This window comes from Cerasibacillus sp., from assembly GCF_036516575.1.
Classification (GTDB): Bacteria; Bacillota; Bacilli; order Bacillales; family Amphibacillaceae; genus Cerasibacillus.
In genome coordinates, this window is record NZ_DATBTY010000063.1 from 1 (window position 1) to 22,560 (window position 22,560).

A 22,560-nucleotide genomic window follows, 5' to 3' on the forward strand; every position below is an offset into this window, starting at 1 on the left:
TGCTTCCCGCGCTCGACTTGCATGTATTAGGCACGCCGCCAGCGTTCGTCCTGAGCCAAGATCAAACTCTCCAAAAAAGAGTTATATTTAAACGAAATTCGTTTAATGTTTATCTTAGCAAAATTACTTTAAGAAAAACGAAGTTGTTTTTCTTGACATACTGGTTGTTCTGTTCAGTTTTCAAAGTGCAATTGTTTCATTGCCTCAAAAGTGCGACTCTTATATAATAACACACTTTATCGGATTAAGTCAATATGTTTTTTAAAAACTTTTTTCTTCGTTTTTGACTCGCTTATTTTGGCGACAAATAAGACTTTATCACGATTAAAACAGAAAGTCAACAACCTTTTTTTCTTTTTACATCACAAATATGCACATATCTATTATATACTCTTTATTTAAGAGACGAATCGATTTCACTTACGAATTACACTACTTGTAAATATCTAATTAAGCTATAACATTACGACATAAAGTAAATTTGTTTACATGAAGGTACTATTAGATGTACGATATAGGTTAAGTAATATAATGAACATTAATTACTATATATATGTAGAGCTTTAAGGAGGACTTGTATTATGCCAAGGCTTGTCTATTCGAGTAAAATAAATAAAATTAGATCTTTTGCTTTAATTTTAATTTTCGCAGGAATCATTCTTATGTATGTCGGTCTTCTCTTTAAAAAAACGGAATGGTTGATGCTCACATTTTTTGTACTTGGTATTTTAAGTGTTATTTTTAGTGTTGTCGTCTATCTATGGATTGGTATGTTGTCACTACGAGCCGTCCCGATTATTTGTCCAACTTGCGAAAAGCCGACTAAAATGCTTGGCCGTGTTGATGCATGTATGCATTGTAAACAAACGCTTACTCTTGACAAAGATCTAGAAGGTATGGAATTTGATGAACGATATAACAAACGTACTTTCTTAAAAGACACAAAAGAAAAAATGAAAGAACAACAAAATAATCGTCAATAGAACTCAAAAAAATCTCGATTGAACTGTTTCATTCAATCGAGATTTTTTCATAGGGATTATTTCGCTTCTTTTTCAAGTTGTTGGCATTCTTTACAAATTCCATAAACCTCAAGCCGATGATGTGTGACATCATAACCCGTTACTTGTGCAGCTAATTTCTCTACTTCATCGAGTGATGGATAATGGAAGTCTTCAATTTTATTACATTTCTCACATATAATATGGTAATGTTCAGATGTATTGCAATCGAATCGACTTGAAGAATCACCATATGTCAATTCGCGAACTAACCCGACTTCCTTTAATACACGTAAATTGTTGTATACAGTTGCGACACTCATATTAGGAAACTTATCTTCGAGTGCTTTATAGATGTCATCAGCAGTTGGGTGTGTCATTGAATTTAGCAAATAATCAAGCACCGCATGACGTTGTGGTGTAATACGTACACCAGCTTTTTTTAATGTTGCTATCGATTCTTGTAATTTACTTTCCGCCACCGTCATGCACCTCGCTTTCATTTATTTATTTCTAATTATATTTATTATATTGTAATCCTTATAAATAGTTTACCTAACACACCACATAACTGTCAATGATATTGTTTATAAGTGATAATTATTACAATCAAATAATATATTATAATCTAAATATTTTACTGAAAACAAATGCCTAATATCCTCGCGACACATCGACCTCATTAATTAGTGGTTGTTCCTTTCCACGATATTTATTCAGATTTTCTTTAAAAATATTCAATGCACGTGGAACATACTGTGGAGATATACCTGATAAATGAGGTGTGATCGTTATGTTCTCCTCTTGCCAGAGTGGATGGTTTTCTGGTAGTGGTTCTTCCTCAAATACATCTAACACGGCATGAGCAATTTCTTTATTCTGTATCGCTTGAAGGAGAACATCACTCTTCACTATGTCTCCGCGTCCCATATTTAAAAACACAGCATGATTTGGTAATAGGCGAAATGATTCTTCCGTAAATAAATATTTAGTCTCTGGTGTACTTGGCAATACGGATACAACGAAATCAGCATCTGGTAATTGCTGATGCAGATCTGATGTTTGGTATGTCTCATCAAAAAACTCTACTGGTTTTCCACTTCTTGAAACACCTATTGTCTTTATATGAAAAGCTTTAGCTAATCGAGCAACTTCTTGTCCAATTGCTCCTGTTCCCAATATAACCATTGTACGGGCACTTATTTCTTGCATTTTAATGGAGCGCTCCCACTTTCCTTCCATTTGATGCTTTATTAATGTTTTTGCTTGGCGATATACTTGTAGTAACATTGCTATAGCATATTCAGCCATCGGGATTTTATGAATCCCACGAACATTTGTAACTAATATATGATGTTTCTTAATAGCTTGATGTGGTAATTGATCAACCCCAGCAGATAAAACCATAATCCACTTAAGTTGACTAGCCTTTTCGATATGCTCGTCTGTTAAATCTTCCCCGTATGTAACAATAATTTCAGCTTGAGGCAGTTCATCTGTTGCTTGAGATATATCATCACAAAATGTAAATGTTTCATTTGGAAATGCCTGTATTAGATCCTTATGATATTTTTCAGATATTTTTGCAGTAACTAAAATCATGTTGCCTCATCTCCCTTTGTCATAAATATAATCTTATCTATTTTCTATTCTTACATGTTTACATTGAATGAACAACTGTTTGAAAAAACAGCCCCATCAAAGAGCTGTTTCGTATTAAAAGTTATGATAAATGTTCCTTAACATATTGTAATGATTCTTCGACGTGATTCTTCACTCTAACTTTGCGATATTCCTTTTGTAATATACCTTCTTTATCGATGATGAAGGTTGAACGTTCAATACCGTAATATTCACGCCCAAACATTTTCTTAAGTTTCCAAACACCGTATAACTCTGCAACTTCATGATCTTCATCTGCTAAAAGAGTAAATGGCAAATCGTGTTTAGCAATAAACTTTTGATGGCGTTCAACCGGATCGGGACTTACACCGATAATGACTGTATCGCTATCACTAAATTGTTTAAAGTTATCTCTAAAATCACATGCTTGGGTTGTACAACCTGGAGTCATGTCTTTTGGATAAAAATATAGTATAATGTTTTTCCCCTTAAATTGTGATAGACTAACTTTCTCTTCATTTTGATTTAATAAAGTAAAGTCAGGTGCTTGTTTACCTACTTCAATTGTCATCATGAATCCCTCCATCTTCTTTTATTAAAGCATAACGTATTCATGTTCTATTTCCTAGAAAAAAGGCATATCGATAATTTAAATGGACATGCTTCTTTTTTTAATGTTTAATATCGTCACCTATACAATCGTTTATTTTTTTCGAACAATAAGGTATGATAAAATGAAATTGAATATATCGCTACTTGTTCAATACGTATCATTATGATACAAGAAAAGAGGTTTTGTTAATGAAGAAAAGACAATTCTGGCTCATCTTACTCGTAGCATTATTACTTTTTCCCGTGACTGCATCAGCCGATTTAATTGCTGGGGAAGAAATTGTCACATTAGGTGAGGATTTATCAGCAAGTGATAAGCAAAAGATATTAAATGAATTTGGTGTTTCTGAAAATGATGTTGACATTGTATATGTAACCAACGAAGAAGAACATAAATATTTAGGCGAGTTTATCCCTGCTAGTCAAATTGGATCGAATGCTATTTCGTCAGCAAAAATCACTATCGGAAACAAAGGCGATGGGATCGTCGTTGAAACAAAAAACATTACGTATATAACGAATGATATGTATGTCAATGCTCTCGCAACAGCAGGTATTGAGGATGCTAAAATTCAAATTTCCGCTCCTTTCCAAGTTTCAGGTACAGGTGCATTAACTGGAATTATTAAAGCTTATGAAGTAAAAAGTGGCGAAAAGATTGATGAAGACCAAAAATTAGTTGCGAACGAAGAGATGGTATTAACGTCTGACCTTGTAAAGGATGGTGTTAATGAAGAGGATGCAACGGAATTCTTTAGAAAAGTTAAAGAAAGAATTTCCGAAGAAAAACCAGCATCCGACCAAGATATCCGCACGATTATTCAAGAAGTTGCTAAGGATTTAGGCATTACATTAGATGATCAATTACTTGACAAGCTTGTTGAACTATTTAAGAAAATTAAAGATTTGAATATCGATTGGAACAAAGTAAACGATACATTGAAATCAGCTAAAGATAAATGGGACGATTTTGTATCTAGTGAAGAAGGTAAGGGAATCATCGACGCAATTATCAATTTCTTTAAAGCCATTTGGGATTGGTTTGTTTCTGTCTTTTCTAAATAAAGAAGGCCCAGCATATTTGCTGGGCTTTTTTTATGTTAGGCGTTATGAACCTCTGTCGTGGATTCCTTTACTAAATCTTGGACTTGATATAAATCGTAATAACTGCCGCGTTTTTCCATTAACTGTTCATGTGAACCAACTTCAACAACTTCGCCATGTTCAACGACGACAATCCGATCTGCATGTGTAATAGTAGCCAAGCGATGTGCGACGATGAAGGTTGTACGATTTGAAGCTAACTTCTCCATCGCTTCTTGAATCATATGCTCACTCTCTAAATCAAGAGCCGATGTCGCTTCATCAAAAATAAGTATCGGTGGATTTTTCAAAAAGACACGTGCAATGGCGACCCGTTGTCTTTGACCACCAGATAGCTTAACCCCTCTTTCTCCGACTAATGTATCATACCCTTGTGGAAGGTCCATAATAAACTCATGAGCATTAGCGGCTTTTGCAGCAGCGATAACTTCCTCATCTGTCGCGTCGGGATTTCCCATCCGGATATTCATCGCAATCGACTCACTAAATAATATATTATCTTGTAAAACCATACCAATTTTATCTCTTAACGTGCGTACTTGAACATCACGAATGTCTTGACCATCTATACGTATAGCACCGTCTGTCACATCATAAAATCGTGGAATCAAACTAACAATCGTCGACTTTCCACCACCACTCATCCCAACGAGCGCAATTGTTTCTCCAGCTTTCACATCAAGATTAATCCCTCTTAAAACTTCTTGCTCTTCAGACTCATAGTGAAAACGGACATTATCAAATCGAATCTCACCATTAACCTCATTCAATGGTTGTGCATTTTCTTTATCCACAATATCATATGGTTCATTTAAAAGTTCATGTACTCGATCAATAGAAGCAATGGATTGGGTTAGAACAGTTGATGAGTTAATTAGTCGACGTAATGGATTATAGACACGGTCCATAAAGCCAACAAAAGCCACCATTGTTCCAAGGGTTAAATCCCCAGAAATAACTTGATAACTCGCAAAAGCGATGACTAATAGTGGGGCTAAATCGGTAATCGTATTCGTAATAGCAAAGGTTCTTGCATTCCAATTAATTTGGCTCATCGATTTTCGCCAAAAATGTTTGTTGCGTTCAGCAAACTGTTCTTGCTCGTAATCTTCTAAAGCAAAGCTACGTGTCACTGAAATGCCTTGAACACGCTCATGTAAATGCCCTTGAACTTCAGCTAATGCTTGTGAACGCTCACGTGTAGATTTTCTAAGTTTCGAGAAAAAGTATTTAACAGCAAAGCCATACAAAGGAAAGAGTGCGATTGCAACAATGGTTAGACTTACATTCATATTTAACATGATTATAATAGCAATTAAAATCGTAATGAGATCAAGCCAGACATTCATCAAACCTGTTACGACAAAATTCTTCGTTTGTTCGACATCGTTTATTACCCGGGAAATGATTTCGCCAGTTTTTGTTCGAGAATAAAACGACAAACTTAGACGCTGGATATGGTCAAACAATTTATCACGAATATCAAATAAAATCCGATTTCCTACCCATTGTGCTAAATATTGTCGGGCAAATTCCACTGGTGGACGCAACACAAGAAATATAACAAAGGCCGATCCCATCACCCATGCTAGACGACTCAACTTATCAGCATGACTTAAAGCTTCAGCCCCAATGATATCATCAATGACATATTTTAATATCAGTGGCAATAAAAGCGGAATAGCGAATTTAATGATCCCAATGATAATCGTCCAAAAAATTCGCCCTTTGTACGGTTTAACGAATTGCATATATTGTTTTACACTATTCATTTAAATTATCCTTCCCCCACTCTATATTTACAATAGAAAAGCCTTGCTACAATTAGATGTAACAAGGAAATTGTTTTTTAGAATATATACCCTCATTATATCATGAAATGACTTGTTTTAACGATATGTCAAGAACCGTTCATACCAATAGTCAAGAAAATCGGGTACAAATGGACCTTTCTTTTGATAAATAAACTTTCTTAATACATCAATTTGCTCATATAGGATACAATCAATTGCTTCTGGATAGTTCATTTGCTTTTTATGGAGCGTATACTCATCTTCATCAAGCAGTTCAATCGTCATATCTGGAAATACTTTAAGGTCGAGATCATAATCGATATATTTTAATGCACCTTGTTCATAAAGAATCGGCGAGCTCATATTACAGTAATAATGTGCACCATCTTCTCTAACAGTACCGATTACATTAAACCAATAGTGCGAATGAAAATAACATACAGCCGGTTCTTTTGTCATCCATGTTTGACCATCACTTTCTGTTACTTTTGTTTTATCATTGACACCGATGATGAAACGTTTTGTCGCTTGTAAAATGAATGTCTCATCCCAAACGCGGTGTAAGGTGCCATTGTGTTTATAACTTTGTATTTCTACCCATGAACCGATTTTCGGAATGATCATGATGGGTCATCCTTCCTTACCGTTTGGTGTTTATCATATCATAACGAAATATATTTTTTTCTGCTACTTGGACGACTTATCAATATATTTCCATAGAAAAAGGGCTTTCTGGTGGGTAGAAAGCCCTTTATTGTTACAATTGGGGGAGACGTATCATACTTACTATTGTTTGTTTTGTTGTGACTTTTGGTTTTTCTGTTTTACACTCTGTGCATCTGTTTCAGAGGCAAATTCAGTACCAAAATTTCCTTGTCCTTGTCCTTGTGCTGCTTGTTGGTTTTGTTGCTTCACTTTTTGTACATTTGTACCAGCTTTCGACTTCTTTTGATTGTTGTTAGCCATCCTTTTCACCTCCACATGTTCTAATTTGTCCATTTTAGAAAATGTTATCCATCATTTTTAGTGAAGTGAAAAGGTGGTATATCTTTAAGACAAATGTGACATCATTTTTTGGTGCGGGACAGGAAAAGGATAAGTATCTAATGCGTCTTTTGGTATCTGCTTTAACCGTTTGTCGGTCACTTTATCTGTTGTTGTAGCGTGAAAAACCTCTATATCCCAGATAATATGCGAGAAGACATGGCGTAATTGCCCCTGTTTATTTCCTAGGCGAATATTTAATCCGTATTCACTGGATATATAGTTTTCTAAATGTTTGATTTCAATTTCCTTAATGGGCACCATTGGAAATTGCCAGAGGTTAGCTAGTAAGCCTTCATTCGGTCTTTTCTCAATCACAACATGTCCCTGTTTATCCTGGATTAATAATGATATGTATGGGATGCGCTTTTGTTTTTTTGCTTTTGATTTTACTGGAAGCCATTCCTCTATTCCTTCTGAAAACGCGCGACAATGTGATTGCACGGGACATAATAAGCATTGTGGTGATTTCGGTGTACAAATTGTCGCGCCTAAATCCATAATCCCTTGATTAAAGGCCGACGGATTTTCAGTTGATATGATTTTAGCGACGACACGTTCAAATAAGCGCCTTGTTTTCGCTTGGGCAATATCATCTTCTATTTTTAAAACACGTGAAAAAACACGCATCACATTTCCATCTACGGCTGGATATGGTTCATTAAAGGCAATCGACATAATGGCACCTTTCGTATATGGACCGATTCCTTTTAATTTTAATAATTGCTTGCTATCATTTGGTACACGACCATTATACCGAGCAACAACCTCTTTAACCGCTGTATGGAGATTGCGCGCTCGGGAATAATACCCTAATCCCTCCCATGCCTTTAACACATCTTGTTCTTCTGCTAGAGCAAGTGCTTGTGGTGTTGGGAATTGCTTTATAAAACGCTGAAAATACGGAATAACCGTATCAACTTGTGTTTGTTGTAGCATAATTTCTGATACCCAAATTTTGTATGGATCTTGATTTTTACGCCATGGGAGGTCTCGTTTATTGTTTTCATACCACTCTATTAAATCGTGCTGAAATCGAGTAGTCTCAAACCCATCTAGAAGCTTTTCTATCATAGTTCGTCATCCTTTGTGATACAATAGTACTATAAGAAAAACATTTTTATGTCTATGTTTCCTAATTATTTTATTCACCAAAATTATTCTGTCAACTTTGAGGAGGAAATCACATAAATGGATACAGGCACCCATATTGTCATGGGCGTTGCATTAGCCGGGTTATCGACATTTGACCCCGCTGTACAAAACGATCCCGCTCTATTTCATGCCGTTTTTGCTGGCACAGTCATCGGTTCACATGCTCCAGATTTCGATACGGTGTTAAAGTTACGTAACAACGCAACATATATTCGCCACCATCGTGGTGTATCGCATTCACTTCCTGCGATTTTATTATGGGGTGTGCTCGTTAGTTCCGCTATTTATGCATTTGTACCCGAAGTATCCTTTTTGCATTTATGGTTTTGGACGTTTTTAGCCGTATGTATACACGTATTTGTTGATTTGTTCAATGCATATGGTACACAAGCGTTACGACCCATCTCTAAAAAATGGATAGCTTTTGGTTTTATTAATACGTTCGATCCGTATATCTTTGGTTTGCATATCGTTGGGATTATCGCCTGGATCCTAGGTGCCAATCCCAGCTATACATGGCTGATTATCTATACCATACTTTTTCTCTATTATATCAAGCGATATATGGATAAGCGTGAAATCGTAAATATTATTAAAGAGCATTTACCTGATACGATAGACGTCGTTACATCACCGACCATTAAACATAATGAATGGCGGGTTGCCGTTACGACAACGGACCGCTTTTACGTCGGTTCTGTCATCGATGGTCACATTGAAATTGTTGATGAATTTGCGAAAATTCCATTACCTGATTCAACACTTATGGATATTGCTAGGAAGGATAAAAATATCTCTGCCTTCTTATCATTTTCACCAGTCTATCGCTGGGAAATCAATGAAGTAGAAGATTATACGGAAGTTCGTTTTATTGATTTGAGATACCGTTCTAAATCGTACTATCCTTTTGTTGCTGTTGTGCAAATAAATGAGGGTATGGAAATTATCAGTTCATATACAGGTTGGATATTCTCAGAGTATAAATTACAAAGAAAACTTTATATTGGCGATTCATTATTATAGATTTTAAAGCAGCAGATTTCGTTCTGCTGCTTTTATTATTCGGTTATTCTCTTACCTAAAAGCGAAATGGGAACCGCTTCTTGTTCTTCATATTCTTCGCCTAATAGATTGATCCGTTTACCCCAGGCGAAGACACCATCGATATAATCAACTCGAAAATGATGCCCCGGGTCTCCATTCATTTCATATACTTCATTTGGTTTATAGTCATCTGGATTCATCATATACGCTAGAGCTACTTGCATTTTGCGCTCAAGAATTTGCACTTCACTTATATTACCAAACTGCTCTGCCTTTTGCAGTTTTTCTTTTAATTCACCGACCATTTCTCGCAATTGTTCAACAGTGTAATCGCTATATCTTACTTTCGACGGTTTCATTATTTGCATCTCCCTTCCACTATATTTTAAAGTGAATCATTCAATTGAACAATCGAAATGAATTTTATTCTATTATGGTTCATCGTGATTTTCATACGTATCAACGAATTGTTGAATCATGTCGAAAGAAAACCCTTTTCGATATAACCCTTCTTTCACTTTATTTTTCAATTCATATCCACTAAATTTTCTCTCATGTTTTTTCCATAATTTTTCACCTTGATAAACTAAGGCATCCCATTCACTTTCTTTATCTTGCTCTTCAGATAAAAGCATCATCGCCTCATTGATTATATGTTGGGGAAAACCTTTTCGCATTAAGCCCGCTTTAATTCGGTTTAATTCCATCTTATACGATCGCTTACCCGATCGAGCGAATGATTTTTGTGCCCATTTGAATGCATGATTTGTTTGAATTTCTTTCGGATACTCTTTAAGCGCCTCCTCGGCCTCTGCTTCAGTTATCCCTTTCTGAATCAGTTCTTTTTTTAATAGAAGCGGACCCTTCGTACTTGTTTTCATTTTTGTTCGCACATAACTTTCAGCAAACATCAGATCATTAAGTAACCCTTCTTGCTTTAATCGATTGATAACTGGTGCAATATGTTCAAAGTTGACTTCCTTCTTATTGAGATAATCTTCTATTTCTTTCGTTGTTCGCATACGATAACTTAGATAATGAATGGCAAGTTGATATGACTTAGATAGATTATCTTGTTTTTTTAGACTAGCAACTGTCGTTTCGTCTAATTCTTGTCCTTTATGTAAACGGTGTGAAACGAGAATATCTTCATCAACACTAAAACCATACGTTTCCTTTTTACCATCTGTAAGGAAAATATTATAACGGGACGTGTTATTTTTTTGGACGGAAATACGCGAAATTTTAAACATTTTATCTCCCTTTCCTTCTTCTATTTATCATAACATGGATGTGTTATGATAAGAATAATAACGATGTCTTGAATTGTTAAATTGGAGGGGTTTCAATTGAATATTTTATTGACTGGTGGCACAGGTTTCATCGGAACCCAGCTTATGAAACACCTGCATAAAGAAGAACATCACACGTATGTTTTAACAAGAACACCATATCAATATCATAATCATTCTCTAGCAACATATCTGTCATATGAGGACGCAATTCAACAATTACCTAAGATTGATGTTATGATTAATTTAGCTGGTGAATCATTATTCGGTTATTGGACAAAGAAAAAACAAGAAAAGATTTTAAACAGCCGGATTGAAACGACCGAATGGCTCATCGAATTAATCAAACAATTAGATGAGCCTCCAAAACTACTTATAAACGGCTCTGCTGTCGGTTATTATGGCACGTCAAATGATCATATGTTTACAGAAAATACAACTGAATCTGGCAATGATTTTTTAGCAGATGTTGTTAAAGAGTGGGAACAAACCGCTCAACAAGCGGAAGCGCTCGGTATCCGTACCGTCCTCGCACGATTTGGGATTGTCCTGGGAAATGAAGGCGCCCTACCGCTCATGGTTCTCCCAGTGAAATTCGGTGTTGGAGGAAATATCGGGAAAGGTCAACAATGGATATCGTGGATTCATATCGATGATGCTGCACGTCTCATATTACACATTATAAATAATGAAGACATCCGAGGTCCGATTAATGTAACAGCACCAAATCCGGTTCGACATAAAGATTTTATGAAAAAATTAGCAGATGTTTTAAAACGTCCGTATTGGTTGCACACACCAGCTTTTTTATTTCGTGCAGCCACCGGTAAGATGAGTTTTCTAATATTAGAAGGCCAATACGTTCTTCCTAAAAAAGCAATGGAGCATCACTTTCAGTTTTCTTATCCACATTTGGAGGAGACTTTGTATGATGTCTTGAAAAAATAAAAGACAATAATGACCCACTTCTTACGCTACTGGAGTGGGTTCTTTTTTTAAAAGGTGGAGTTTGGTTTCGATTTGTCTTTTAAATAACTTCCTTTGCGTCCTGTAACAGAACTAAACTAAAATTTTCAGGGTGCAAAACATCCTTGCATCTTTGTCCGATTCTTATGGAACACTCCAATGTGATAGAACTTTTAATCGAAGCAGCGACTTATATAACATTGAAGTTCTCAACGCGACTCAGTGCGCATGTTTATCATCATTCATTTTTTGTACATTATTTTTTTAAAAAAAGGATTCCCTTTTTGTTTGAAACGTTGTAAAATAGGAAGCAGAAAAGAGGTTTTACAGAGACGCTGATTAACCTAAAATTATATAATTCGATGAGAACATTTTGCAGACGGACGTCAAGGTCGTTTGTTCAGAGGGAAGGCAAATGGTGCGCCACCAGTTTTTACTGGTTCTAGTAGGTTCGATTCCTACCCCGAATTTTTGTTTGAAGTTTAATAAAAATTCGCGGTGTGGGATTGCCTGCAGTATCCCTACAATAAGTATGCAACCCACCCGCTAAAAATAAGGGAGGGTTTTTTTATGCTGAAAAAACGTGATCTTCACGAAGTACCAGTATTATTTGAGTTAATGTCTCATCCGGAGGTTTTCCCTTATGTGAGACAGAAGGCAACAACATCTGATGAATTTTATTTCATCACAAAACAAACAATTGAAGCAGAAGAAAGGGGTGAATTAATTTCGAGGACCATTCTTGATGAACATTACCAACCGATTGGGACCATTAACTTATTTGATATTGCGGAAGATTACGGTTTTCTAGCAACCTGGGTCGGTCGACCTTATTTTGGTAAAGGGTATAACGGACTTGCTAAAACACAGTTTTTTAATGAGTTATTTAATGAAACATATATCCAAAAAATACTCTTGAAGGTGCGCAACACAAATGCTCGTTCATTACGTGCTGTTCAAAAGTTATCTTATGTTGAGAAAGCTAATTTGCTGTACCCAGTCCTATATGAACAAATAAATGCCGAATCCGGATATATGTATGACTTATTCGTCATTCATAAAGAGAGTTATCTCTCCTATCAGCAAATGACACAACTAAGCCATTCACAAGTGACTGCCACTTAAGTTATGTAGATAAGAAAGTATTAAAATGGGGACTTGTGTCCAGCAAAACGACAATCACATTTGGAAAATATCTAAAAGAGGATGCTAACATTTGTGGAAATTAGAAGTTAATAGATGAAAAGCAGAGTTTTAGGTGATGAGTTTAAGTATCTTAGAACTCTGTTTTTATATTGTGAGCAAAAAAGGAATAAGAATTCTTCAGATTATCCACATTTTGCTTGTTACAAGACATTTTCCCCCTGTGGATAATGTGGATGGATTATTAAGTAAATTGTTTTATATAACTTTATTCCAACCGTATTTGTGCATAACTCTGTGGATATGTGTTATCAACTTTCCTCAATTAATTTTAATATGATATGCCACGCCTCTTTTTCTGCTTCTATATTGCTCGTACCAAATCCATATCCTGTTAGAATATTTGTTGATCCAAACAGAGCTGCCGCTTGCCAAATGTTTTCCTTTTCTATATCTTTTATAAAGATAGTGACTGTCTGCTTACCGCCTACCTGAATCGAAAAATCAAACGTGTGAAACATCATCCGGAGTATTTTAGATTTTGTTAAAACTGTAATCGTTGGATGGTATAAAACAAGGCAACCAATCATAACATATTTCTACCCCTTTCCGTTCTAATTAGTTACATTTTAACATATGTTCGCATTAAGAACAAAGAATAGGATTACCACATGTTACCATGTAATATAATGTCCATTACCGAATAATACATATCAGAGTGTGATATAAAATGACAGTAGAGCAAATAGCACATAATATCAAATTATTAAGAGAGCAACAAAATTGGTCTCAACAAACATTAGCAGATAAAATGCATGTCTCAAGATCAACCATTACTAAATGGGAAACAAATGTCGGAACACCTGATATTCGTTCATTAGTGAAATTAAGTCATATATTTGGCATTACACTCGATCATCTCGTCGGTACAGACACATTTCATAATCAATTACTTAAAGAATTTAAACGTGTATACGGATCAAATACCCAGTCCTTTGATGATGAGGTTGCGGAACTGATTGGGTACATCATGACACACCCTGAATTTAAAGAACAAATTATTCGTTTAAAAAAATTACCTATCCAAAAACAAATTTCGATTCATCGGCTTATCGCTGATCTAATCGATGAATTAGAGCATGTATAAATCAGACAGATGTCTGGTTTTTTTATTTTAGATACGTTAATCACATTCGATTTAGATTCATATATTCGACCATTAAAAATACAAGTAATCCTATAATTAGAGCGATTATCGTGTTAATTTACGATATTTAAGATACAATAAAAGTCCATAGTTTATCTCCTAGAGGTGGTTATAAGATGGGTTGGATATATGTTTTGTTTGCTGCCATTATTGAAGTCGTCTGGGTGCTCGGACTAAGATTCTCAGAAAATCTCCTTCATTGGAGTGGAACAATAGTTGCGATTATTTTGAGCTTCTACTTTATTATTAAAGCCTGTGAAGATCTCCCATCGGGTACGGTCTATGCTGTGTTTACTGGATCAGGAGCAGCAGCTATTGTTTGTATAGATATCATATTTTTCGATGCTTCATTTTCGTTTTATCAGTTGTTCTTTATTGCGCTCATTATTGTTGGTGTCATCGGAATCAAGTTAACTACCGATGAAAAAGATACGAAACGAAAACGTATAACAGGAGCTGAATAAGGAATGTATTGGATATATTTAGTCATAGCAAGTTTTGGCGAGATATTTGGGGTAGCATGTATTAATCTCTACTTACAAAAGAAGACATGGCTCCGCCTTCTCCTTATCGTTGTGACGTTTAGTTTTGGTTTTGTATTTTTACGTTTAGCCATGAATGGCATTCCGCTTGGAACAGCATATGCTGTCTGGACAGGGGTAGGCGCGGCAGGTGCTGTATTAATGGGTATCCTATTTTTTCGTGAATCAGCTGATTGGAAGCGGATTATCTTCTTATTCTTTATTATTACGGGAGCTGTTGGATTGAAAATCTTAGAATAAAGGATATTATAATAAACACAAATACATACAGTACTTAACGTGAGGCTGACAACAGCCTCTTTTTTATTTTCTGTTGCATTTTTTGTATGACTGTTATATTATGTGTATAACAGATATAACGAAGCTGAAAAGGATGACTTAAATGTTGATTCAACTCGATATGGAGTCAAAAGATCCACTGTATACACAACTAAGAAATCAAATTGTCGAAGGTATTGCTTCAAACAGGTTGAAACCTGGTGATGCTTTACCATCCGTTCGTTCTTTAGCTCAAGACATCGGAATCAATTTGCATACAGTTAATAAAGCATACAAACAATTAGAGCATGAAGGTTTTCTTGTTATTCAAAGACAAAAAGGAGCACTGATTCATCCAGACGGTGTGCCACAAGCGGATGATTTTTACTGGATGGAGCTTTCGAAAGCTCTAAGGCCAATGATTGCTGAAGCAAAATGTCGCGGAATTGACGAACATCAATTAACAACGTTATGTCAAGAAATATATCAATCATTTAATAAGAAAGGGGATTCATCGTCATGAAATTAACGCTTAGCATGACATTATTTTTAACCATGATACCAATTTTTATTGCTATTATTTGTATTCCTTTTTGGACTCGAAAAACCGTAAGTTTCGGAGTAACGATTCCAAGAAATGCATATGATCATCCTGACATTCGACAAATGAGAAGGAATTATGCATTGATTTCTAGTATCTTTGCATTATTTGTAGCAATAGCTTTCCTCGTAGCCTCCTTTGTTGGAGATGAATTAACAGCTGGAATTCTTTATCCAATGCTCATCATTCTCTATATCGTTGGAAGTGCTTTTATATACCTACCTTTTTATCAAAAAATGCGTGAACTTAAGGAAGCACGTCCTGAGTGGCAAACAAAATCAAATATTGTAACGATTGACACGTCATTTCGAAACCAGAAACTAATCTATTCAAATAAATGGTTCATTCCATCTTTTATCATTTCTTTTATTACAATCGTTGTCACTTTGATTGGTTATGACTACCTTCCTAACGATATACCAACTCGTTACCACTTTAATGGTGATGTATTAGCAACCGTACCAAAGTCATATCGTTCAGCACTGTTTTTACCAATTTTGCAGATCTATATGACACTATTGTTTCTATTCTTGAATACCGTTATTAAAAATGCAAAGCAACAAATAGACAGTGCAGAACCAGAAGAGTCTTTACAACGAAACATCATTTTTAGAAGAAGATGGTCATTGTTTACGATTGTGATTGGAACAGGACTGATTGTTCTATTTACCCTCTTACAATTTGCTTTAATTGTTCCTATTAATCAACAATTTGTTGCTATGATGCTTATTATTTTTGTTGCGATAGTCATCATTTGGGCCCTCGTTCTTTCCTTCACGACTGGGCAAGGTGGAAGCCGATTAAAAAATGGAAATACAGGAAAAGTAACACTTGAAGATGGTGATGTTATTAACCGAGATGATGATAACTACTGGAAATTTGGTGTCTTTTATTTTAATCGAAAAGACCCTAGTATTTTTATTGAAAAAAGGTTTGGTATTGGTTGGACGAATAATTGGGGGCATCCCTTCTCATGGGGAATCGTTATTGTTATTATTTTACTGCCGATTATCTTAATTTTGGTTATTAAATAAAAATATATTATTAGGGGGTAACAAGATGTTAGATGTCTTAAATCAAATTAATTGGGGTATTATTGCACCGCTCATTGTGATTCAGCTTATCTTAATGGTCATTGCGCTTGTTGATTGGTCCAAAAGAGAGGTGACAAATGGTCCAAAATGGCTATGGTTACTTATCATTATTTTCGTAACGACACTCGGTCCTATTCTCTACTTTATCTTTGGAAGGCGTGATGACTAAATGACATTATTAACTGTTAGTGATTTAACAAAAACATACGGTGAGCACACCGCTGTTAATAACATTCACTTTGAATTAACAAAAGGCAAATGTATCGCGCTTCTTGGTCCAAATGGAGCAGGAAAAACAACGATTTTAAGAATGCTTGCTGGTTTATTAGCTCCGAGCACAGGGTCGATTACTTTTTCTGGTTATAAACCGAATCAAGATATTCGAAAAGAAATCGGCTATCTGCCCCAATATCCTACTTTTCATTCATGGATGACGGGACGAGAATTTTTAATTTATAGTGGGCAACTTCATTCTCTTTCAAAAAAGGAATCACAGGAAAAAGCCGACCTTTTACTAAAGAAAACGGGCATATATGAAGCGCGTCATAAACGGATTCATACGTATTCGGGTGGTATGAAACAACGGCTAGGCATTGCTCAAGCGATTATTCATCAGCCAAAACTTCTTATGCTTGACGAACCAGTATCTTCATTAGACCCGATTGGACGCCGCGATGTATTAACCTTAATGGAAGAGCTGAAGGAGAACATGACGATTTTATTTTCTACGCATATTTTATCGGATGCCGATGAAATTAGCGATGAATTACTTTTATTAAAAAATGGCCATTTACTTGAATCTGGTTCAATTAATGAATTACGCAAAAAGTATCAAACCGCCATGATTGAACTACAGTTTACTGGAGATATTGCCATGTATGAACAGAAATTATTAGAACTACCTTCTGTTACAAATGTCATCAATAAACGGGATGTACTTCATGTTTCTGTCACAGATGTTGATCAAGCACGTGATGAAGTCATACAGAAAGCCGCTCTTGAATTATGGCCGATTACACAATTGACTATGAATCATTCGACGTTGGAAGATTTGTTTATGAGGGTGGTGACAAAATGAGACAGTGGTATACAATTTTTCAAAAAGAAATGCTTGAGAATTGGCGGAATTTTAAGTGGGTATGGGTTCCACTCGTCATTTTAGTATTATCAATTATGGACCCGATTACAACTTATTATATGCCCGAGATATTAGATGCAGTCGGTAATCTTCCAGAGGGGGCTATCTTTGAAATGCCGACACCAAGTCCCGCCGAATCAATCATGATGAGTTTATCACAATTGAGTACATTGGGTGTATTAGTCATCATCTTAATGTCCATGCAAACGATTTCTGGTGAAATAAGAAGTGGCGTATCTGAAATCATTTTGGTAAAACCAGTGAATTACTCCAATTATGTCACTGCTAAATGGGCGAGTTTTGTCCTTATTAGCTTAGCTTCACTTTTTATCGGTCTCATTGGCTCTTGGTACTATACGAATCTCCTATTTGGTGATTTAGCTTTTATTGATTTGTTAAAAGTGTTTGCCTTTTATGGCTTATGGTTTATGTTTATCATTAGTTTGTCTATCTTTTTTAATACAATGGTTAAAAATCAAGGGCTCATCCTCTTCTTAACAATCGTGATTGTGATGGTTTTAAATTTATTAACAAGTGTATTAGGGAAATATTTTAACTGGAGTCCTAGTCAGTTATCCCAACATATTGGGGAAATGCTGCTAACAAATGAAATCACTTCAGATTTAATGGCGAGTGCAATCATAACGATTGCTGCTACTATATTATTATTAATTATCTCTGTCATTGTCTTTAAATCAAGAAAAATCGCAGAATAACCTATAGTTTTCTGCGATTCTTTTACTTATCTTACGAGCGTTAGTTTTCTCACTAGTAACCAAGTGAGTGTGTAAATGACGATTGTCACACCAATCATTTCTATGAAAAACATCCTGTCAATGATTGATAGTATGCTATTAAAAAGATCAGATAACCAACCAGTTGCAATACCAACTAGCATGAATAAAACAGTCATCCCCATAACGATTCCTCCACCGACTAAACCATACTTATAAAAGAGGAGGCCGATGATATACATCACGATCATAAGCAAGAATATAATAGCGGTATGAATAAGAATCTGATTCAACCATGAATCATCAATTAACCATGATGCTAGATCTAGTAAAACATATGTTTGGATATCCAAATATTTAATCGCACTTGTTATGATTCGATGTGTCACAGAAAGTATGAGTGCTTGCGATAATGCTAATCCAAGAAAATAGATGCCCATGCTAAGAAAGATATTTTTTCTTGTAGCCCCAACCTTAACAGCATATGGGAGTACATCCTTAACAGAATGAAAGCCGATGATAGCGCTATAAATATAGACCATAATTGAAAAGCTAAAATACATGGAATAGGTTGGATTGACAATCATCATGGATAAGAGTATGGAGACAATTGTTGTACCTAATAAAATACTCCAAAAGACAGTCATACTAAATTTTATATTCATCGTATAAAAGTAAAATAGCCCCTTCATTTGTCTTTCCATTTTAAGCTCCCCTTTCTCCTTCTGTTAAATAAATCATTAAGTCTTGAATCGGTACCCCTTCGACATGAAGACCTTGTTGTTTCGCTTCTTCGCTATCACCATAAACATAAGCCGTCATCATCTGTCCTAGTGTTCTTGTCTTAATGATCTCTTTATCAGCAATAAAAGTTTTCACTTCTTTGTTATATCCAGAAACGGCACAAGCATGACGGCGCAAATGATCGGTTTCCTCTTTTAAAATCACTTCTCCATCTTGCATAATTAAAACTTCCTCAAATAATAAGCTCACTTCATCAATAAGATGCGTTGAAAAGATAATTATCCGTTTTTCCTGTTCATATTGCTCTAATAAAATGTCATAAAATGTTTTCCGTGCTGCGGCATCTAAGCCAATATACGGTTCATCAAAAATCGTAATCGGTGCATTACTTGCTAAACCAACGATAATTCCAAGAGCAGATTCCATCCCTTTTGATAAATGTTTAACTTTTGTATTTTGTTTTAAATGGTATAGTTCCCTTAACTCTTCAGCTAGTTCATAATCCCATTTCGGATAAAAATAAGCATACATTCGTAAGACTTGCCCAACTCTTAATTCTTTCTTAAAGTTGTTCCCTTCTTGAATTAAACAAATAGATTCAGTGAGTTTACGATTATCAAATGGATTTTCACCGTTTATCTGGATTTCTCCACTTGTTGCTAAAATATGACCAGATAAAATATCCATAAATGTCGTTTTGCCGGCTCCATTTCTTCCTAATAGGCCATATATTTTAGGACCCTCGAGCGTAAATGTGATATTATTCAATGCTCTTTTACCCTTATACTGTTTCGTTAAGTTTTTTACTTCAATTCTCATCTATAAATTCTCCCCTTTCAACATATGGAATAATTCTTCTTCACTGATGTCTAATATTTCTGCCTCATTTTTTAAAGGCAAAATATAGTTTTCATAAAAGGTTTTTTTTCTATTAGCAACTAATTTTTGTCTGGCATCTTCTTTAACAAACATACCTACACCTCTTCTTTTAAATAAAATATCCTCCTGTACGAGCTCATTAATTCCCTTCGCTGCTGTGGCTGGATTAATTTTATAAAACGAGGCAAACTCATTCGTTGAAGGCACTCTGTCCCCTGTCTGTAACCTCTTTTCGACGATTGCATCTTCTAATTGTTCCTTTATTTGCAAATAAATCGGTTTACTATCGTCTAAACTATGTTTCATTTTATCACCTTGTTATATGGTTCATTACTTATGTAACTAACCATATAACTAAATAAGCTGTTTGTCAATATATAATGTGAAAATTGGTTGGAAGAATCTTAATAAAATGATTTAGGAAGGCGAATTTATTTTACCTGTTGTTATAGCATATTTTCACGTATTGTTATTTCGATGAGATTATGAGACCTGAAGTTGTGTAAGGTGAGGGCTGAACTACGATGTATTGGGTTATTTAATAGTTTACAAGTCTGTGACTGACAGCGTAGTTATTAAACATTGGAGAGGGCAATGCGATATAAGTCTGCTCTCGCAATGAGAATTACCTTCCATTGGGGGAGGTAATGCGATTTAAGTCCGTACTTACGCTGGGAATTACCTTGCATTGGAGGGGGCAATGTGGTATAAGTTCCCACTCACGCTGGGAGTTACCATGCATTGAATGGGCCAATGCGATATAAGTCTGCTCTTGCAATGGAAATTACCATGCATTGGGGGAGGCAATGTGGTATAAGTTCGCTCTCACGATGGGAGTTACCTTTAAATAATTAGATAAAAATAGAACGTCCAAAAGCCAAACTGACTTATTGGACGTTCTTTTTCAATTCTTATGCTCTTTGTACTTGGATTTCATCATTTTCAACATCAATACTGACATTTTCAATCGTACCATATTCAAGTATTAAATCTGTTAATGGATCTTCAATTTTATCTTGGATGACTCGACGAAGTGGTCTTGCACCGAAGCGTTTGTCATAACCAAGTTGTGCAAGTTTTTTCTTCGCTTCAGCCGTAACCGTAAATTGAATGTTTTGGTCTTCGATTCTTTCTTGTAGTTCATCAAGCATCAAATCAACAATCTGTACAAGATGGTCTTCTTCAAGTACATTAAATTCAATGATGGAATCAAAACGGTTTAAGAATTCCGGTTTAAAGTAACCACTTAAACTTTCAAGTGTTGAAATGGATTCATGTCCATTATTGTTAAATCCGACATTGATCTCTTTTACACCTGTACCAGCATTGCTTGTCATAATTATTATGGTATCCTTAAAGCTAACCGTACGGCCTTGTGAATCAGTTAAGTGACCGTCTTCCATAATTTGTAAGAACATGTTTTGAACATCTGAATGAGCTTTTTCGATTTCGTCTAATAAGATAATTGAATATGGATTACGGCGCACCTGTTCAGTTAATTGTCCTGCTTCTTCATGGCCTACATAACCTGGAGGTGAACCGATAATTTTAGAAACAGAGTGTTTCTCCATATATTCACTCATATCTAGACGAATCATCGCATCACGTGATCCGAACAACTCTTCAGCAAGCACTTTCGTTAATTCTGTTTTTCCTACACCAGTCGGACCAACAAATAAGAATGAGCCAGTTGGACGATCCTTCGCTTTTAATCCAGCACGACTGCGACGGATTGCTTTAGCGATTTTCTCTACTGCTTTATCTTGACCAATGACTTTCTTACTTAAATTGGTTGCCAGTTCTTTCATTTGTTCTTGTTCATCTGCTTGTAATTTCGTGACTGGAATACCTGTTTTTTCCTCTACAAGCAGTTGGATATCAGAAATATCAACATCAATGACTTGTTCTTTTCCTTTTGCTTTTTCAAGTTGTTTTTCTAATTGAATTTCTTGATATCTGAGATGAGCAGCACGTTCATAATCTTCACGCTCAGCTGCTGCTTCTTTTTCCTTCTTAATTTCGCTTAATCGATTTTCAATTTGACCAGAATCTTTACCAGCGTTTTCAAGATTCAATCGAGAACCGACTTCATCCATTAAATCAATCGCTTTGTCTGGTAGAAAACGATCTTGGATGTAACGATTTGACAATGTAACAAAAGCACGAATCGCTTCATCTGAGTAACGGACTTCATGGAAGGCTTCATAACGATCTTTAATACCATTTAATATTTGAATCGATTCGTCAATCGTTGGTTCCTCTACAATAATCGGTTGGAAACGTCGTTCAAGAGCTGCATCTTTTTCAATCTGACGGTATTCTTTTAATGTTGTGGCACCGATTAATTGCATTTCTCCACGAGCAAGAGCTGGTTTCAGAATATTGCCTGCATCCATTTGTGAACCTTCTGCGGTACCTGCACCGACTAAAAGATGAATTTCATCGACAAACAGGATAACATCTTTTCGAGATTGCAGTTCTTGGATAAGTTGTTTCATACGTTCTTCAAACTGTCCACGAACTCCTGTGTTTGCAACTAAAGAAGCAACATCAAGTAAGTAAACCTCTTTATTCATCAACTTAGCA

27 protein-coding genes and 1 rRNA gene are annotated in these 22,560 nt (G+C 35.6%); 13 read left to right on the forward strand and 15 right to left on the reverse strand.

Features of this window, described 5'->3' with window-relative positions; translation table 11 throughout:
• A 16S ribosomal RNA gene (locus VIG73_RS10755) occupies nucleotides 1-77 on the reverse strand; the annotation flags it as partial.
• A 504-nt stretch (nucleotides 78-581) separates the two neighbouring features.
• On the opposite strand from VIG73_RS10755, the gene VIG73_RS10760 reads away from it, so the two are divergent.
• Nucleotides 582-983 (forward strand): YgzB family protein, encoded by a 402-nt coding sequence (locus tag VIG73_RS10760; protein ID WP_414648403.1) that lies wholly within the window; start codon nucleotides 582-584, stop codon nucleotides 981-983.
• 56 nt (nucleotides 984-1,039) lie between these two features.
• On the opposite strand, the gene perR is transcribed toward VIG73_RS10760, so the two are convergent.
• The 3 genes from perR to bcp form a co-directional block, all read right to left on the reverse strand.
• Nucleotides 1,040-1,489, reverse strand: a complete 450-nt coding sequence (gene perR, locus VIG73_RS10765; protein ID WP_414648404.1) for a peroxide-responsive transcriptional repressor PerR — start codon at nucleotides 1,487-1,489, stop codon at nucleotides 1,040-1,042.
• A 166-nt stretch (nucleotides 1,490-1,655) separates the two neighbouring features.
• The gene (locus VIG73_RS10770; RefSeq protein WP_331641808.1) at nucleotides 1,656-2,603 is read right to left on the reverse strand and encodes a D-2-hydroxyacid dehydrogenase; all 948 of its coding nucleotides are present in this window, start codon (nucleotides 2,601-2,603) and stop codon (nucleotides 1,656-1,658) included.
• A gap of 121 nt (nucleotides 2,604-2,724) precedes the next feature.
• Nucleotides 2,725-3,195 (reverse strand): thioredoxin-dependent thiol peroxidase, encoded by a 471-nt coding sequence (bcp, locus tag VIG73_RS10775; RefSeq protein ID WP_331641810.1) that lies wholly within the window; start codon nucleotides 3,193-3,195, stop codon nucleotides 2,725-2,727.
• Nucleotides 3,196-3,425: 230 nt separating this feature from the next.
• Between bcp and VIG73_RS10780 the strand changes: the two genes are divergently transcribed.
• Nucleotides 3,426-4,301: a DUF1002 domain-containing protein gene (locus VIG73_RS10780; RefSeq protein ID WP_331641813.1), complete on the forward strand. Its 876-nt coding sequence runs from the start codon at nucleotides 3,426-3,428 to the stop codon at nucleotides 4,299-4,301.
• A 35-nt stretch (nucleotides 4,302-4,336) separates the two neighbouring features.
• On the opposite strand, the gene VIG73_RS10785 is transcribed toward VIG73_RS10780, so the two are convergent.
• The 4 genes from VIG73_RS10785 to mutY all read right to left on the reverse strand — a co-directional run bounded on the left by VIG73_RS10785 (nucleotide 4,337) and on the right by mutY (nucleotide 8,251).
• Complete coding sequence (locus VIG73_RS10785; protein ID WP_331641815.1) at nucleotides 4,337-6,112, reverse strand: ABC transporter ATP-binding protein; 1,776 nt, start codon at nucleotides 6,110-6,112, stop codon at nucleotides 4,337-4,339.
• Nucleotides 6,113-6,229: 117 nt separating this feature from the next.
• Complete coding sequence (locus tag VIG73_RS10790; RefSeq protein ID WP_331641817.1) at nucleotides 6,230-6,757, reverse strand: DUF402 domain-containing protein; 528 nt, start codon at nucleotides 6,755-6,757, stop codon at nucleotides 6,230-6,232.
• 162 nt (nucleotides 6,758-6,919) lie between these two features.
• Nucleotides 6,920-7,099, reverse strand: a complete 180-nt coding sequence (locus VIG73_RS10795) for a gamma-type small acid-soluble spore protein (protein ID WP_331641819.1) — start codon at nucleotides 7,097-7,099, stop codon at nucleotides 6,920-6,922.
• 84 nt (nucleotides 7,100-7,183) lie between these two features.
• Nucleotides 7,184-8,251, reverse strand: coding sequence for an A/G-specific adenine glycosylase (mutY, locus tag VIG73_RS10800; protein WP_331641821.1), 1,068 nt, complete (start codon nucleotides 8,249-8,251; stop codon nucleotides 7,184-7,186).
• 117 nt (nucleotides 8,252-8,368) lie between these two features.
• On the opposite strand from mutY, the gene VIG73_RS10805 reads away from it, so the two are divergent.
• Nucleotides 8,369-9,355, forward strand: a complete 987-nt coding sequence (locus VIG73_RS10805; RefSeq protein ID WP_331641823.1) for a metal-dependent hydrolase — start codon at nucleotides 8,369-8,371, stop codon at nucleotides 9,353-9,355.
• 35 nt (nucleotides 9,356-9,390) lie between these two features.
• Here VIG73_RS10805 and VIG73_RS10810 read toward each other — a convergent pair whose 3' ends face one another.
• On the reverse strand, nucleotides 9,391-9,735 hold the full coding sequence (locus tag VIG73_RS10810) for a YfhH family protein (RefSeq protein ID WP_331641825.1): 345 nt from the start codon (nucleotides 9,733-9,735) through the stop codon (nucleotides 9,391-9,393).
• A gap of 72 nt (nucleotides 9,736-9,807) precedes the next feature.
• Nucleotides 9,808-10,629: a recombination regulator RecX gene (recX, locus tag VIG73_RS10815; RefSeq protein WP_331641827.1), complete on the reverse strand. Its 822-nt coding sequence runs from the start codon at nucleotides 10,627-10,629 to the stop codon at nucleotides 9,808-9,810.
• A gap of 96 nt (nucleotides 10,630-10,725) precedes the next feature.
• On the opposite strand from recX, the gene VIG73_RS10820 reads away from it, so the two are divergent.
• Both VIG73_RS10820 and VIG73_RS10825 read left to right on the forward strand, forming a co-directional pair.
• The gene (locus VIG73_RS10820; protein WP_331641829.1) at nucleotides 10,726-11,616 is read left to right on the forward strand and encodes a TIGR01777 family oxidoreductase; all 891 of its coding nucleotides are present in this window, start codon (nucleotides 10,726-10,728) and stop codon (nucleotides 11,614-11,616) included.
• Between the two features lie 588 nt (nucleotides 11,617-12,204).
• Nucleotides 12,205-12,759: a GNAT family N-acetyltransferase gene (locus VIG73_RS10825; protein WP_331641830.1), complete on the forward strand. Its 555-nt coding sequence runs from the start codon at nucleotides 12,205-12,207 to the stop codon at nucleotides 12,757-12,759.
• A 329-nt stretch (nucleotides 12,760-13,088) separates the two neighbouring features.
• On the opposite strand, the gene VIG73_RS10830 is transcribed toward VIG73_RS10825, so the two are convergent.
• On the reverse strand, nucleotides 13,089-13,367 hold the full coding sequence (locus VIG73_RS10830) for a hypothetical protein (protein WP_331641831.1): 279 nt from the start codon (nucleotides 13,365-13,367) through the stop codon (nucleotides 13,089-13,091).
• A gap of 140 nt (nucleotides 13,368-13,507) precedes the next feature.
• On the opposite strand from VIG73_RS10830, the gene VIG73_RS10835 reads away from it, so the two are divergent.
• The 8 genes from VIG73_RS10835 (at nucleotide 13,508) to VIG73_RS10870 (ending at nucleotide 18,333) form a co-directional block, all read left to right on the forward strand.
• Nucleotides 13,508-13,924 carry a helix-turn-helix domain-containing protein gene (locus tag VIG73_RS10835; RefSeq protein WP_331641833.1) on the forward strand — a complete coding sequence of 139 codons (417 nt, stop codon included), beginning with the start codon at nucleotides 13,508-13,510 and terminating at the stop codon, nucleotides 13,922-13,924.
• 176 nt (nucleotides 13,925-14,100) lie between these two features.
• Nucleotides 14,101-14,448: a multidrug efflux SMR transporter gene (locus tag VIG73_RS10840; protein ID WP_331641835.1), complete on the forward strand. Its 348-nt coding sequence runs from the start codon at nucleotides 14,101-14,103 to the stop codon at nucleotides 14,446-14,448.
• Nucleotides 14,449-14,451: 3 nt separating this feature from the next.
• Nucleotides 14,452-14,766, forward strand: a complete 315-nt coding sequence (locus tag VIG73_RS10845; protein ID WP_331641837.1) for a multidrug efflux SMR transporter — start codon at nucleotides 14,452-14,454, stop codon at nucleotides 14,764-14,766.
• A gap of 142 nt (nucleotides 14,767-14,908) precedes the next feature.
• Nucleotides 14,909-15,307, forward strand: a complete 399-nt coding sequence (locus VIG73_RS10850; protein WP_331641839.1) for a GntR family transcriptional regulator — start codon at nucleotides 14,909-14,911, stop codon at nucleotides 15,305-15,307.
• The gene (locus tag VIG73_RS10855) at nucleotides 15,304-16,419 is read left to right on the forward strand and encodes a DUF1648 domain-containing protein (protein WP_331641841.1); all 1,116 of its coding nucleotides are present in this window, start codon (nucleotides 15,304-15,306) and stop codon (nucleotides 16,417-16,419) included. The genes VIG73_RS10850 and VIG73_RS10855 overlap by 4 nt, the downstream gene beginning before the upstream one ends.
• 25 nt (nucleotides 16,420-16,444) lie before the next feature.
• Complete coding sequence (locus tag VIG73_RS10860; protein ID WP_331641843.1) at nucleotides 16,445-16,648, forward strand: PLD nuclease N-terminal domain-containing protein; 204 nt, start codon at nucleotides 16,445-16,447, stop codon at nucleotides 16,646-16,648.
• Nucleotides 16,649-17,557: an ABC transporter ATP-binding protein gene (locus VIG73_RS10865; RefSeq protein ID WP_331641845.1), complete on the forward strand. Its 909-nt coding sequence runs from the start codon at nucleotides 16,649-16,651 to the stop codon at nucleotides 17,555-17,557.
• The gene (locus tag VIG73_RS10870) at nucleotides 17,554-18,333 is read left to right on the forward strand and encodes an ABC transporter permease (RefSeq protein WP_331641847.1); all 780 of its coding nucleotides are present in this window, start codon (nucleotides 17,554-17,556) and stop codon (nucleotides 18,331-18,333) included. The genes VIG73_RS10865 and VIG73_RS10870 overlap by 4 nt, the downstream gene beginning before the upstream one ends.
• 26 nt (nucleotides 18,334-18,359) lie before the next feature.
• On the opposite strand, the gene VIG73_RS10875 is transcribed toward VIG73_RS10870, so the two are convergent.
• From VIG73_RS10875 to VIG73_RS10890, 4 genes are all read right to left on the reverse strand, one after another.
• The gene (locus VIG73_RS10875; protein WP_331641849.1) at nucleotides 18,360-19,055 is read right to left on the reverse strand and encodes a hypothetical protein; all 696 of its coding nucleotides are present in this window, start codon (nucleotides 19,053-19,055) and stop codon (nucleotides 18,360-18,362) included.
• 1 nt (nucleotide 19,056) lies between these two features.
• Nucleotides 19,057-19,914 carry an ABC transporter ATP-binding protein gene (locus tag VIG73_RS10880; RefSeq protein ID WP_331641851.1) on the reverse strand — a complete coding sequence of 286 codons (858 nt, stop codon included), beginning with the start codon at nucleotides 19,912-19,914 and terminating at the stop codon, nucleotides 19,057-19,059.
• Nucleotides 19,915-20,280, reverse strand: coding sequence for a GntR family transcriptional regulator (locus VIG73_RS10885; RefSeq protein WP_331641853.1), 366 nt, complete (start codon nucleotides 20,278-20,280; stop codon nucleotides 19,915-19,917).
• A gap of 605 nt (nucleotides 20,281-20,885) precedes the next feature.
• Nucleotides 20,886-22,560, reverse strand: a 1,675-nt coding sequence (locus tag VIG73_RS10890) for an ATP-dependent Clp protease ATP-binding subunit (protein WP_331641856.1), incomplete at its 5' end; no start/stop codon positions are given.

Coding starts and splice junctions, on each gene's coding strand:
- VIG73_RS10850 (WP_331641839.1), top strand. CDS start 14,909: ATGTTGATTCAACTCGATATGGAGTCAAAAGATCCACTGTATACACAA.
- bcp (WP_331641810.1), bottom strand. CDS start 3,195: ATGACAATTGAAGTAGGTAAACAAGCACCTGACTTTACTTTATTAAAT.
- perR (WP_414648404.1), bottom strand. CDS start 1,489: ATGACGGTGGCGGAAAGTAAATTACAAGAATCGATAGCAACATTAAAA.
- VIG73_RS10785 (WP_331641815.1), bottom strand. CDS start 6,112: ATGAATAGTGTAAAACAATATATGCAATTCGTTAAACCGTACAAAGGG.
- VIG73_RS10830 (WP_331641831.1), bottom strand. CDS start 13,367: ATGATTGGTTGCCTTGTTTTATACCATCCAACGATTACAGTTTTAACA.
- VIG73_RS10855 (WP_331641841.1), top strand. CDS start 15,304: ATGAAATTAACGCTTAGCATGACATTATTTTTAACCATGATACCAATT.
- VIG73_RS10790 (WP_331641817.1), bottom strand. CDS start 6,757: ATGATCATTCCGAAAATCGGTTCATGGGTAGAAATACAAAGTTATAAA.
- VIG73_RS10760 (WP_414648403.1), top strand. CDS start 582: ATGCCAAGGCTTGTCTATTCGAGTAAAATAAATAAAATTAGATCTTTT.
- VIG73_RS10865 (WP_331641845.1), top strand. CDS start 16,649: ATGACATTATTAACTGTTAGTGATTTAACAAAAACATACGGTGAGCAC.
- VIG73_RS10875 (WP_331641849.1), bottom strand. CDS start 19,055: ATGGAAAGACAAATGAAGGGGCTATTTTACTTTTATACGATGAATATA.
- recX (WP_331641827.1), bottom strand. CDS start 10,629: ATGTTTAAAATTTCGCGTATTTCCGTCCAAAAAAATAACACGTCCCGT.
- VIG73_RS10880 (WP_331641851.1), bottom strand. CDS start 19,914: ATGAGAATTGAAGTAAAAAACTTAACGAAACAGTATAAGGGTAAAAGA.
- VIG73_RS10835 (WP_331641833.1), top strand. CDS start 13,508: ATGACAGTAGAGCAAATAGCACATAATATCAAATTATTAAGAGAGCAA.
- VIG73_RS10810 (WP_331641825.1), bottom strand. CDS start 9,735: ATGAAACCGTCGAAAGTAAGATATAGCGATTACACTGTTGAACAATTG.
- VIG73_RS10825 (WP_331641830.1), top strand. CDS start 12,205: ATGCTGAAAAAACGTGATCTTCACGAAGTACCAGTATTATTTGAGTTA.
- VIG73_RS10845 (WP_331641837.1), top strand. CDS start 14,452: ATGTATTGGATATATTTAGTCATAGCAAGTTTTGGCGAGATATTTGGG.
- mutY (WP_331641821.1), bottom strand. CDS start 8,251: ATGATAGAAAAGCTTCTAGATGGGTTTGAGACTACTCGATTTCAGCAC.
- VIG73_RS10885 (WP_331641853.1), bottom strand. CDS start 20,280: ATGAAACATAGTTTAGACGATAGTAAACCGATTTATTTGCAAATAAAG.
- VIG73_RS10795 (WP_331641819.1), bottom strand. CDS start 7,099: ATGGCTAACAACAATCAAAAGAAGTCGAAAGCTGGTACAAATGTACAA.
- VIG73_RS10840 (WP_331641835.1), top strand. CDS start 14,101: ATGGGTTGGATATATGTTTTGTTTGCTGCCATTATTGAAGTCGTCTGG.
- VIG73_RS10860 (WP_331641843.1), top strand. CDS start 16,445: ATGTTAGATGTCTTAAATCAAATTAATTGGGGTATTATTGCACCGCTC.
- VIG73_RS10780 (WP_331641813.1), top strand. CDS start 3,426: ATGAAGAAAAGACAATTCTGGCTCATCTTACTCGTAGCATTATTACTT.
- VIG73_RS10870 (WP_331641847.1), top strand. CDS start 17,554: ATGAGACAGTGGTATACAATTTTTCAAAAAGAAATGCTTGAGAATTGG.
- VIG73_RS10770 (WP_331641808.1), bottom strand. CDS start 2,603: ATGATTTTAGTTACTGCAAAAATATCTGAAAAATATCATAAGGATCTA.
- VIG73_RS10805 (WP_331641823.1), top strand. CDS start 8,369: ATGGATACAGGCACCCATATTGTCATGGGCGTTGCATTAGCCGGGTTA.